This is a genomic window from Commensalibacter nepenthis (assembly GCF_029953305.1).
In the GTDB taxonomy this organism is placed as follows: domain Bacteria; phylum Pseudomonadota; class Alphaproteobacteria; order Acetobacterales; family Acetobacteraceae; genus Commensalibacter; species Commensalibacter nepenthis.
The window spans coordinates 1,378,944-1,391,228 of record NZ_JASBAN010000001.1 but is presented as its reverse complement, the minus strand read 5'-3'; the positions used below and the strand labels follow the sequence as shown (position 1 = coordinate 1,391,228).

14 protein-coding genes are annotated in these 12,285 nt (G+C 36.9%); 10 read left to right on the top strand and 4 right to left on the bottom strand.

The genetic code is table 11. The features are described 5' to 3' along the window. Positions 1–395: 395 nt before the first annotated feature. The 5 genes from sdhC to QJV33_RS06400 all read left to right on the top strand — a co-directional run bounded on the left by sdhC (position 396) and on the right by QJV33_RS06400 (position 4,679). Complete coding sequence (gene sdhC, locus QJV33_RS06420; protein ID WP_281462545.1) at positions 396–848, top strand: succinate dehydrogenase, cytochrome b556 subunit; 453 nt, start codon at positions 396–398, stop codon at positions 846–848. A 75-nt stretch (positions 849–923) separates the two neighbouring features. Further along, on the top strand, positions 924–1,334 hold the full coding sequence (gene sdhD / locus QJV33_RS06415) for a succinate dehydrogenase, hydrophobic membrane anchor protein (protein ID WP_281462544.1): 411 nt from the start codon (positions 924–926) through the stop codon (positions 1,332–1,334). Between the two features lie 33 nt (positions 1,335–1,367). Continuing rightward, positions 1,368–3,179, top strand: a complete 1,812-nt coding sequence (sdhA, locus tag QJV33_RS06410; RefSeq protein ID WP_281462543.1) for a succinate dehydrogenase flavoprotein subunit — start codon at positions 1,368–1,370, stop codon at positions 3,177–3,179. Between the two features lie 21 nt (positions 3,180–3,200). Next, positions 3,201–3,983: a succinate dehydrogenase iron-sulfur subunit gene (locus QJV33_RS06405; protein WP_281462542.1), complete on the top strand. Its 783-nt coding sequence runs from the start codon at positions 3,201–3,203 to the stop codon at positions 3,981–3,983. Between the two features lie 18 nt (positions 3,984–4,001). Next, positions 4,002–4,679: a tyrosine-protein phosphatase gene (locus tag QJV33_RS06400; RefSeq protein ID WP_281462541.1), complete on the top strand. Its 678-nt coding sequence runs from the start codon at positions 4,002–4,004 to the stop codon at positions 4,677–4,679. Positions 4,680–4,694: 15 nt separating this feature from the next. Here QJV33_RS06400 and QJV33_RS06395 read toward each other — a convergent pair whose 3' ends face one another. Beyond that, a complete protein-coding gene (locus QJV33_RS06395) occupies positions 4,695–5,222 on the bottom strand; it encodes a helix-turn-helix domain-containing protein (protein ID WP_281462540.1) in 528 nt (175 codons plus the stop codon). Positions 5,223–5,672: 450 nt separating this feature from the next. On the opposite strand from QJV33_RS06395, the gene QJV33_RS06390 reads away from it, so the two are divergent. Next, entirely contained in the window at positions 5,673–6,461 is a 789-nt protein-coding gene (locus tag QJV33_RS06390) for an NAD kinase (RefSeq protein WP_281462539.1), read from the top strand. 6 nt (positions 6,462–6,467) lie between these two features. On the opposite strand, the gene QJV33_RS06385 is transcribed toward QJV33_RS06390, so the two are convergent. From QJV33_RS06385 to QJV33_RS06375, 3 genes are all read right to left on the bottom strand, one after another. Further along, a complete protein-coding gene (locus tag QJV33_RS06385; protein WP_281462538.1) occupies positions 6,468–7,178 on the bottom strand; it encodes a response regulator transcription factor in 711 nt (236 codons plus the stop codon). 144 nt (positions 7,179–7,322) lie between these two features. Then, the gene (locus QJV33_RS06380; protein WP_281462537.1) at positions 7,323–7,754 is read right to left on the bottom strand and encodes a hypothetical protein; all 432 of its coding nucleotides are present in this window, start codon (positions 7,752–7,754) and stop codon (positions 7,323–7,325) included. A 34-nt stretch (positions 7,755–7,788) separates the two neighbouring features. Further along, a complete protein-coding gene (locus tag QJV33_RS06375) occupies positions 7,789–8,070 on the bottom strand; it encodes a hypothetical protein (protein WP_281462536.1) in 282 nt (93 codons plus the stop codon). A gap of 382 nt (positions 8,071–8,452) precedes the next feature. On the opposite strand from QJV33_RS06375, the gene QJV33_RS06370 reads away from it, so the two are divergent. The 4 genes from QJV33_RS06370 to QJV33_RS06355 all read left to right on the top strand — a co-directional run bounded on the left by QJV33_RS06370 (position 8,453) and on the right by QJV33_RS06355 (position 12,282). After that, positions 8,453–9,268 (top strand): extracellular solute-binding protein, encoded by an 816-nt coding sequence (locus QJV33_RS06370; protein WP_281462535.1) that lies wholly within the window; start codon positions 8,453–8,455, stop codon positions 9,266–9,268. 352 nt (positions 9,269–9,620) lie between these two features. After that, positions 9,621–9,815, top strand: coding sequence for a DUF1656 domain-containing protein (locus QJV33_RS06365; RefSeq protein ID WP_271789617.1), 195 nt, complete (start codon positions 9,621–9,623; stop codon positions 9,813–9,815). A gap of 35 nt (positions 9,816–9,850) precedes the next feature. Then, positions 9,851–10,762, top strand: coding sequence for an efflux RND transporter periplasmic adaptor subunit (locus tag QJV33_RS06360; RefSeq protein WP_281462534.1), 912 nt, complete (start codon positions 9,851–9,853; stop codon positions 10,760–10,762). An 11-nt stretch (positions 10,763–10,773) separates the two neighbouring features. Continuing rightward, the gene (locus QJV33_RS06355) at positions 10,774–12,282 is read left to right on the top strand and encodes an efflux transporter outer membrane subunit (RefSeq protein ID WP_281462533.1); all 1,509 of its coding nucleotides are present in this window, start codon (positions 10,774–10,776) and stop codon (positions 12,280–12,282) included. Positions 12,283–12,285 lie beyond the last annotated feature (3 nt).

The following is a 12,285-nucleotide window of genomic DNA, read 5'->3' as shown; positions in this document are numbered from 1 at the left end:
TTGCCATTTGGATATAAAGTCATTGTAAAGGATCCTTGTATTATTCGCTCTGGCACAGCTTATGCAAAGTCAGTGGAATTATACACTATTCCTATCAAAGCAAAAGGCACTATTAATAATTTCTGTTTTACCTAATCTATCCTCAAATTTCAAAATTCTAATACGCTTACTCATAAATCTCTTTCGTCTATTTACCATACTATAGACTCACGCATTTTTTATCATTATAAGCAAGCCATACAAAACGCATTATATACAAAAAACTATATGTTTTTTAATTAAAATATCTACTTTCTCCTAATAAATTGACTAGACCTATTGAATAACGGGGTATAGGTTAAGACCTAAGTAATTTACTTGGCACTATGCCGAAAATGATACATTAGGAAATAATTATGTTGGATATACGCGAAACTTTTTATGTCGGCCATACGAGCGATGGTTCTCTTAAAAAACGACCTATGTCACCGCATTTGCAAGTTTATAAACCTATCCCTTCGATGTCCTTGTCTATTTTAAATCGTATTACTGGGGCAGCTTTATCTTTTGGATCAGCGATCATGGTTGCTTGGCTTGCATCCGCAGCAAAAGGTCCAAAATCGTTTAAAAAAGTTCAAAAAGTCACAGGCAGCTTTCCTGGACAGCTTGTTTTATTTGGTTTTTCAGCCTCTTTCTTTCTTCACTTTATCCGTGGAATACGTCATCTGGTGTGGGACAGCACCGCAAAGCGTTTGGAAAAAGAAGAAATTAATCAAGATAGTAAAATAGATATTGTCAGTATCTCTGCCTTAACGCTTGGGTTATGGACGATTATTATAGGCAAGAAATTAGGTAAAAAGAAAAAATAATAAATACGCAATTATATAATGAATAATCACTCATATTTTTGTAATGTATTATTAAGTTTTTAGGAGAAACTACAAGTGACAACCCCTTCAGATCGCCCTACTATTTTACGTTCTAACCTTGGTCGTATGCGTCAATTAGGTGCTGGTCATCACATTGTTGAACATTGGAAAGCCGAACGGTTAACAGCAATCGGCAGCGCACCTTTATCCATTTGGTTTATTATTCAAATGTTAAGACTGGGTGATGCAGACCATAAAAATGTCGTACAATGGGCTGGAAAACCAGTTAATACCGTCTTATTACTCTCTTTGATGATTTTAACCTTTCACCATATGCAAATGGGATTACAAGTCATTACCAGCGATTATGCTCGTGGTAAAAACAAAACAATCCTTGATTTAGTCATTAAAGGCGGAACTTTCTTTTTAGGGCTGCTCTCTGTTATTTCCATTTTAAAAATTGCTCTTGCTCCAGCCAAAAAATAATCAAGAAATAAAAGAAACAGGATATATTAAATAATGAATACCATAACCTTACCTTCACAACGCAGTTATCGCATTGTCGATCATGCATATGATGTTATTGTTGTTGGCGCTGGTGGCTCTGGACTTCGTGCAACATTGGGTATGGGTGCCGCTGGCTTAAAAACAGCTTGTATCACCAAAGTTTTTCCTACACGCAGCCATACAACCGCAGCCCAAGGCGGTATTGCCGCATCTTTGGGCAATATGGCCGAAGATAAATGGCAATGGCACATGTATGATACCATTAAAGGATCAGATTGGTTAGGCGACCAAGATGCGATTGAGTATCTATGCCGTGAAGCTGTACCTGCTGTTTATGAACTTGAACATATGGGTGTCCCTTTTACACGTACCGAAGATGGAAAAATCTATCAACGTCCCTTTGGTGGACATATGAGCGATTTTGGTAAAGAACCCGTTCAACGTGCTTGTGCTGCTGCTGACAGAACAGGACATGCCATTTTACATACTTTATACCAACAAAGCCTCAAGCATGACGTAGAATTCTTTATTGAATATTTTGCCCTTGATCTGATTATGGATGACAAAGGCGCGTGTAAAGGGGTGATGGCTTGGTGCCTTGACGATGGCACAATGCACCGTTTCCGTGCTAATCTCGTTGTATTAGCAACAGGTGGATATGGACGAACTTTTCAATCTTGTACTTCAGCCCATACTTGTACTGGCGACGGAAATGCAATGGCAATGCGTGCTGGTATTCCAACCCAAGACATGGAATTTATTCAATTCCATCCAACAGGTATTTTCCCAGCAGGCTGTTTGTTGACCGAAGGGTGCCGTGGTGAAGGTGGATATCTAACCAACTCTGAAGGCGAACGTTTCATGGAACGTTATGCTCCTCATGCCAAAGACCTTGCTTCTCGTGATGTTGTCTCTCGTGCGATGATTGTTGAAATTAACGAAGGACGTGGCTGTGGTCCAAACAAAGACCATATTATGTTGCACCTTGAACATCTTGGTGCAGACATCTTGCATGAACGTTTACCAAGTATCGTTGAAACATCCAGGGTCTTTGCTGGTATTGATGTAACCAAAAACCCCGTTCCTGTTTTACCAACCGTGCATTATAATATGGGTGGTATTCCTACTAATATTCATGCCGAAGTCATTCGCCCAACCAAAGAAAATCCTGATGCAACGGTTCCTGGCCTCATGGCTGTGGGTGAAGCAGCCTGTGTCTCTGTTCATGGTGCAAACCGTCTTGGAACTAACTCTTTACTCGATTTGATCGTTTTTGGTCGTGCTGCTGCATTACGCGCCAAAGAAATCTTGAAACCTCATGACGCAATTGCCCCATTACCCGCAGGTGCTGGCGAAGATGCGATCGCTCGTTTAGACAAATTAAGATACGCCAAAGGAAATACCAGAGTTGCACAAATGCGTGATTCCTTACAACGCACCATGCAACGTCATGCCGCTGTTTTCCGTAATAATCAAAACCTTAAAGACGGTGTGACAAAAATCGAAAAACTATGGCCTGAACTAGCTGATATTTCAGTTGCGGATGAATCTTTGATCTGGAATACAGATCTTATGGAAGCATTGGAATTCGAAAATCTTCTCGCCAATGCAACCGTTTCAATGGTCAGTGCTGAAGCACGCAAAGAAAGCCGTGGTGCGCATGCACATGATGATTATCCAGATCGCGATGATAAAGATTGGTTAAAACACACAGTTTCTTTCCTTAATGACAAAGGTGAAGTGTCCTTGGATTATCGTCCAGTACATATGAATACTTTGACAGATGAGATTCAAACATTCCCACCGAAAAAACGGGTATATTAAGAGAAAGAAAGGTAAAAAATTATGGTTGAATTTAGATTACCCCAAAATAGTCGTATCGGTGTTGGAAAAACATTTCATGCGGCTCCTGATGCAAAAAATGTCAAACGGTTTAAAATCTATCGCTGGAGTCCCGATGATGATCGTAATCCTGTTACTGACACGTATGAAATCGATCTAGATAAAATTGGCCCAATGGTATTGGATGCGTTAATCTACATCAAAAATGAAATTGACCCCACCCTTTCTTTCCGTCGTTCTTGCCGTGAAGGGGTATGTGGTTCATGTGCGATGAATATTGATGGACATAATACCCTCGCATGTTTGAAATATATCAAAGATATTGATTCCGATGTACCCATTTATCCATTACCTCATATGCCTGTCGTCAAAGATTTAATTCCTGACCTCAGCGGACCCTATGCGCAATTACGTGAGGTAGAACCTTGGTTAAAATCTGATACTCCACCGCCACCTGATAAAGAACGCCTTCAAAGTATCGAAGAGCGCAAAAAAATGGATGGTCTTTATGAATGTATTCTTTGTTTTTGCTGTTCCACTTCTTGCCCATCATATTGGTGGAATGGAGACAAGTATTTAGGTCCTGCGGTTCTGTTAGCTGCAATGCGCTGGGTTTCTGATAGCCGCGATGAATTTGCTGGTGAGCGATTGGATGAGCTTGAAGATTCTATGCGTTTATATGCATGTCGGACAATTATGAACTGTACACAAACTTGTCCAAAAGGGTTAAACCCTGCCAAAGCAATTGCTGAGCTAAAACATTTACAGGTTGAACGTAAAATGTAAATCATGTAGTGATGGATCATGAGCAAGAAAATATCTTTTGATCCATCACTCTCTCGTCCATCCGACCGTTACAAGGCATGGATAGATAGTTTGTTTATAGACCATTCCATATTTAGATTAGTATGGACAAATTTTCATACTGTTATTCCCAACAAAGTATATCGTTGCAATCATCCTACACCTGGACGCTTGCAAAAAATTGTTCAACAATATCACATTAAAACAATTATCAATTTACGTGGAAAACGAGATTGTGGTTCTGACGCCCTTTCTCGCCATACAGCCAAAGAGTTAGAGGTTACTTTACTCGATTTACCATTTGAAAGTCGTGGTGCGCCTCATAAAGATCGTATTTTAAACCTTGCTCGACTTTATCCAACACTCGCATTCCCTATTTTAATTCATTGCAAATCTGGTGCTGATCGTGCAGGACTTGTATCGACTTTGATTGCTTTATTCGAAAATCAAACAATAGAGAAGGCTATAGAGCAATTATCTTGGAAATTTGGACATTTCAAACAAGCCAAAACAGGAATACTTGACCAATTTTTTATTGACTACTATCAACAAACAAAAGGTCAAAGTGATTTCTTAAAATGGGTTCAAGATGAATATCATGAAGATATTCTAAGAAAAAAATTCCAACACAAAAAACTATCCTCTTTCATCACCGACAAAATCTTACATCGAGAATAAGAAAACTCTTAGCCTTTACTTGCTATTGTCGCTCATCGCACAAATTAAATGTAACAGTCTTTGACGGACTTCTGGCTCTTGAATCGCATAATAAGCTTTTAACAAATTCATTGTTTCTTTGCTGGTCATTAAATCAAAAGCGTCATCATTTCCAGTTGGTAAAGAGTTACCTACGACATGATCTTCATCCAACGCCACATGAACATCACAAGCTTGCACAGCAGAGGAGGATTTTGACTTTGACGAAGATGCATTTTCCTCTATGTAAAAAGGATTTAAGTGTTCGTCAAAAAAGAAATTAATAGGCACTTGTAAGATTTCTGCTATATCAAACAGCCTAGATGCACCGACACGGTTACTTCCTTTTTCATATTTTTGCACTTGTTGAAAAGAAAGCCCCAATGCCAACGCAAGCTTTTCTTGAGAATATCCCAGTAACCTTCTTCTTAAACGAATGCGGCTGCCTACCCTTTGATCTATACCAGCTGCTTCTGAACTTTGATCTTTTGAATCTAAATTTAAAAACTTTTGATTGGTAGTCATGAAATAATTACTCTGTAAATGAAAATATTTACTAAAAAATATTTTTTATTAAAACTAAATATCAATTGCAATAATAACTAGCAGCATAAAAAAAAAAATTCAAGTATAGATACTATTATTTAATGTAATGACTCGAAAAAAAGTAAAAATTAAAATCGATATAAATTGTATTTTTATTTAAAATGATACACATATATACTTATTACATAATGACAATTATATAATAGAACTCAATAATAAAATAATCATTAAATAAAAAAAATACTTAATAAAAATCATACCATCTGTTTGATGTTTTTTCAAAAAAAGGACTAATTTAGTCTAAGTCATCTATGATTATTTTTAAAATCAAGTAATATAAAACTTCTATATAAATATATCTCGCAGAATCGTTTTGTGAATCTGCTTTTATATAAATGTTAAAGTGTACTCTAAATTATTGGGAATATTATGTGGCCACCAACGAATCCTCCACAAAAATTACATTTTGTTTCTATACCCAGCTCGAAAGCTACCCAATATAAAAAGAGCCTTATTGATAAATACGGAAATTCTGACATCAATGAAGCCGAAGTCATTATCTGTATCGGCGGCGACGGGTTTATGTTGGAGACATTACACAATTATTTAAACTATCATATTCCGATTTACAGTATTAATTTTGGCTCTGTTGGTTTCCTAACAAATCCAAAAATACCATTGGAAAGAGATCTACCTGCTATTTTACACCAAGCACAACCGACATACCTCCATCCATTATCGATGACTGCATACACGGCTGATGGTAAAACCCACACTGCTTTGGCATTTAATGATATTTTTCTTTATCGACAAACAAGACAAGCCGCCAAAATTCAAATTATTACAAATGATGAAATTAGGTTATCAGAGCTTATCTGTGATGGTATTATTGTTTCAACCCCAGCAGGGTCGACAGCTTATAATTTATCCGCCCACGGTCCTATCGTTCCGCTTAACTCTGAGCTGTTACCACTAACGCCTATTTGTCCGTTTCGTCCTCGTAGGTGGAAAGGTGCTCTCTTGCCTTCTAGCACCTCTATTCAATTCTTAACCATCGAAGAACAGAAACGACCAATCGCGGCAGTAGCAGATTTTACTGAGATTAGGGATGTAACCAAAGTTTTTGTAAAGGAAAATAAAAAGATCAAATCTGAAATTCTATTTAATCCAGGGCATGAATTGTCAGAAAGAATCGTAACAGAGCAATTTACAGCCTAGCTGTGATTACATTGCATGCTCGTGCTCTGTCGAAACGGGGCTTGGTTGACGGAATATATAACCTTGCCCCCACATTGTTGAAATTAGATCGCCAGCACCAGCTTTTTGCAATTTTTTTCTTAGCTTACAAACAAAGACATCAATAATTTTCATGTCAGGCTCATCACTACTGCCGGCATATAGAGCATTTAAAATTGTAACTTTACTAATTAACACGTCTCGTCTTAATACCAACATCTCTAAGATAGCATATTCTTTGCCCGTAAGATTAACTGGTTTACCACTTACAAACACCTCACGTGTTTCCAAATTGATTTTCAACTGCCCAACTTGAATGACACGGTCTGCAATTACTTTATTGGATCGCCTCAAAACAGCCTTACACCGAGCTAATAATTCAGGCATCGCAAAAGGGATCATAACGTAATCATCAATACCTGCTTGAAAGGCTTGTATTTTCATGTCTACGTCGTCTTTTTTAGAAACGATAATAATGGGCAATTGCTCGTTAATTGATCTTAATAATTTGATCGTAGCGAAAAATTGTTTATCTAGCTGATCTAATTCAACGATAATCATATCGTAGTCGTAAAACTGAGATGCTGATAATATTTGCGGATCATAGCCAACACGATCGATTGAGAATCCTGTCGCTTTCAACTCCTGATAAAACTCATGTTCAGAAAAAAACGTTTCACCCATAAGAAGAACATGCATAATATCTACTCCAGATAGTTCCTAAATTATATAACTATCATAAGTTGAAAACAAAAAAAAATATAACATTATATGAATAGCAATAAAATATTATTGATGGTTAACTTCAAAACCATAATCAACCACCAATGTTGTCTGTAGCAATTAATTTCTTTTAAATATTTTTTTAATAAACTGCCAAAAAAAACCACGTAAATAGCCGCCCAAGGGTCCACTAAGCGTACCTATTAATGCAGTAACAGCTAATGAATTTCGTAATTCTTTTAGGTTATAATTACGAACGATTTTTGCTTCGATCTCTTCTTCGCTGACTCTTTGTTTAAATGCACACAAAAATAGCAACAGCATGCAAACAATATCAAACACCAAAATAATCAACGCGGTTCCTAAAACGCCTGTATGGAAGATATTCCAACATAACGCGGCCAAAACAGCATGAATTGAAATCAAAGTAAACAAGCCAAAAAGAGCACCAATCAAGCATAAAACAACTTGTTTGCTAATTCTAATTGACTTTTTCTTAAGAAGCAGAACCTCAGCATCAACTGCGGCCTTACCATACTCAGCAATCTTCATGAGTTTTTAAATCACTTTCTATATTACGATAAAATTAACGAATAACTCTACCTAATAAATACCCAATGACGATGGATAGAACAATAGCAATTAAAGGTTTAGATTGTACTTTATCAGAAACCTGTTTCATTTGATGATCGGTTATTTCCTTTGTATTATGAACAACCTTATCTGCTTTATCTGCTGCTTGCACAATTGCAGGCGTTACACGATCATTTAACAAATCTTCGACTTGTTTTTTTAAAGATACGATTTCTTCTTGGGCACTTTTTTGAAGCTCTGCTGCTTTTTTCTTGTCTTTTTTGCTAAAAAACATTTTGGCTCTCCTTAATAAAATTGTTTCCAGATATAGTTAATTACTCATTTTACAACATATCAACTCTCCAACATAAAACATCATATATTTAAAACACAATAATTTATACATAAAAAATAAATGTTTTTTTAATTTTTAATAACTATTATTTTACTTAGAGAATAATTATGTTGTTTTTAGTCATACAAACTATTTTACATCTTAAACTAAACAATTTATAGTAAAATAAGTTACTTTAATGCAATGTTTAATAATTTATATGTATTTTCCTAAATTTAAACTCTTATTTTTTCTTTCAATCATTTTATTACCTTCTTTATGTTTTGCTCATACTAAAGCAAACAAAATAAATCTTGGTATACTTAACGGTTATCAATTTTATTTGGAAAAATATACACAAAAATATCACGTAATGACGTGGGATGGTCATCTTGCCACATTGCAAAAAGCATTATCGCTCAACAAAAACCCCGTTGATATTTTATTATTAAACGAAAAAACAGCTGAACAAGCATGTGATCTTGGATTGTTGATTGCGCTTCCTGATGATTTACTGTCATCAAATGACAAACAATGTAATTTTCAAACCATTACAGATCATATTACATTGGCGTGGGATACTGATAAAATACACTTTAACCCTACTTGGAAAGATTTCTGGAATATTACGCAATACCCAGGGAAAAGAGGATTACAAAAAGATGCTTTCAGCGCATTTTCGATTGCGTTACTCGCTGACGATGTTCCTTTTGATGAAGTTACAGACGTTTTATCAACTCCTTCGGGTATTTTACGCGCTTTTAAAAAACTCAATCAGCTCCGACCTTATATCGTTTGGTGGACAACGCCCAATGAAGCCAATTTTTTATTACATAAAAATCAGGTATTAATGACCAGTGGCTCTGTTCTCAGTATCAACGCATTTCAAAAGCAATACCCATCATCACACTTTCAATATCAATTTAAAAACACAATTGAAAATCCAATTGTGTATAGTATCCCTGCGACCATTCCAACACAACGAATCAAATTAATTAACTCTTTGCTACAACATCCGTCTTTTCTTTCTTTTCCATCAGCCGATCCGAAACGAATAATGCAAGAAACAATCGTCAAAGAAGAAACGAACTCTTTTCAACAACCCACTGTTTCTTTGGATGATATTTTTGATGAATGGCTGCATTTGACAAAACAATAAACAAAATATCGATAAAATACTGAAAACTTCTTGACTGTAATCTCACAAAGACTTATTCGCATTAACTATATTTTAAAAACGGAATATATATCTGTTACCGGAAATCATAAAAATAGATATATTAAAATGATTCTATGATGCTTCTTTTTGGTCTTTTACACACAATAAAACGATGCTTGTTTTTGTCTTTACTGAAAAAGATGAAAATAATATATAAATTATTGTATATATTTTCTTTTAATATACACTTGTTTTACTTTTTTATCGTATTTAGCATAAATAGATTTGTTCTATTTCCCCTGTCTATTTACACTCTTAAAACTGATAACAATACCCTGTTAGTTACAATGAAATGATCGCGGAATTTAATTTTTTTGGCATCTTTATTGCCCCCTTTGTTGTATATACATTGCTTGCCTTGATCGTTACCACGATTATACGTTCTATTTTATGGCGAACAGGACTAATAAAAATGTTTTGGCACCTTGCTTTGTTTGAAGTAGCCTTATATTTTTGTGTTTTATGTTTACTTATCCTTTACCTATAACCCCTTTATTTCCATATAAGTTTTGATCCTGCACCATGTTTTCTCTTAGCAATATTATTCGTATCAGTTTAACACTCATTGTTGTTATCATTGCCATTATTCTGGGGGTAACATTATGGGATACCTATATGATCGCGCCTTGGACGCGCGACGGTAGAGTTCGTGTTTACGTCGTTAAAATTGCCCCCGAAGTTTCTGGGACTGTGGTGCAAATCCCCGTCAAAGATAACCAATATGTTCGCAAAGGTGAACCTTTATTCATCATTGACCCCGCACGGTTCAGAATTGCGATCCAACAAGCCCAAGCGAGTTTAGAAAATGCCGAAGCCAATTTGACACTACAACGCCGTAATGCAATGCGTCGAAAAGGCTTGGAAGGCATTGTATCTACGGAAGAAAAAGAAGATTTCAATACCAAAGTTGCAACCGCTCAAGCTAGCGTTGACAGTGCCAAAGCTACGTTGGACGAAGCCAAATTGAATATGCAACGCTCTATTTTATACTCGCCCGTTAATGGTTATGTAACGAACCTCAACTTGCGTGTGGGGGATTATGTCACCACTGGGCAATCTTATTTATCCGTTATCGATGCCGATTCTTTTTGGGTTTATGGATATTTCGAAGAAACAAAAATGTGGGGTATTCATATAGGCGATGTCGCACGAATCAAATTGATGGGTTATAAACAAATATTACCAGGACATGTGGTCAGTATCGCACGTGGTATTAATGATGCTAACGCGGACGCGGATGCATTTGGCTTACAAAATGTTAATCCTATCTTTACATGGGTCAGACTAGCCCAACGTATCCCGGTACGAATCCATATTGACCATGTTCCTGATACCATTCATTTATCTGCTGGTATGACAGCAACTGTCAGTATTGGTCCAGAAACCAAAGGACGCAGAGGTTTATTGGCTTCATGGCTTCAAAATCATCTATAAGGAACAATTTTATGTATAAACATTTTCTTCGTTATACAACAACAATTGTTCTAGTATGCGGATTATCCGCCTGTACAGTAGGGCCTGATTTCCACAAAGATCATATGAAGATCCCCGATCAATGGACAGAAAAAGTTTGGAAAAAGCCTGCTACAGCCGAACAAATTGCACAGGCTACAAACGACATGAAACGCTGGTGGGAACAATTTCATGATCCGCTGTTAAATCACTTGGTTGATGAAGCCATTAAAAATAATTATGACCTCAAAGTCGCGGGACAACGTATCCTGTCCGCACAAGCATTAAGAGATAAGAATGCATCGAATTGGTACCCTCAACTGGATGGTTCAGCAGGATATGGATACCAAACAACGTCTTATACAACATCGCAAACCATTGCACAAAATGGAAGTGCGAATAACGCTGCCATCAGACGATATGGAGCCACGTTAAGCTGGCAAATTGATGCTTTTGGTCAAATTAGACGCTTGGTTCAATCTCAGGAAGAAGCCGTAAAATATTCTATTGAAGAACGACGCTTTGTATTGCTTACCATGTTATCTCAATTAGCAAATAACTATGTGACTTTGCGTAATATGCAATTACGACTCAGGATTGCTGATGAAAACGTTGCTATTGCCCAATATATTTTTAATTTAACGCAAAAACAATATCTAGAAGGCACCGGCACAACCCTCAGCACCGCACAAGCACAAGCAGAATTAGAATCTCAACGTGCCGCCAGAGAACCCATCAAAACAAATATTACGCAAATCACCCATACAATTGATGTGCTTATTGGTCAAATTCCAGGTACAACTGAAGCATTACTAAAAGAAGAAAAGCCACAACCTGATTTACCAGCCTATCCTCCTTCTATTCCTTCTATTGCATTGGCAAATCGTCCTGACATCCGAATGGCAGAACGTCAATACGCGATGGCTACTGCAAATATTGGTGTTGCCGTTGCTGAACTATATCCTCAATTCACCATTGATCTCAGTGCAATGCCGACCACATCCTTCACAAGCCAAATGGCAAATATTGCCAGCTTGATTTCCAGCAGCTTTATCAATATGTCTATTCCTGGATTACATGGCGGTCGTTTAAGCGCACAAGTCAAAGGTGCAGAAGCAGATGCAGAAGCAGCCCGCTTACAATATCGCCAAACTATTTTAAATGCTTTAAAAGAAATAGAAGATATTATTGCCGCTTGGGGGGATGATGCCGAGCATGTTGAGCTGTTACATAAATCAAAGCTCAGCAGCCAACTAGCATTAGAACGGGCACAAAAACTCTATAAAGCAGGCTTAACTGGATATTTAGATGTGCTGACTGCACAAAGAACGGCAACCACAGCCACAAATGCAGAGGCTGTTGCAATTTTAGATCGCTTCCAAGACGCAGTTAATCTGTTCACCGCTTTGGGTGCAGGATGGCAAGGGGTCGATATTACCAAAACCGAACTTCCTGTGACCTTGGAACAGCAAAATATCTGGGCAAAGGCAACAAAACAATAAATT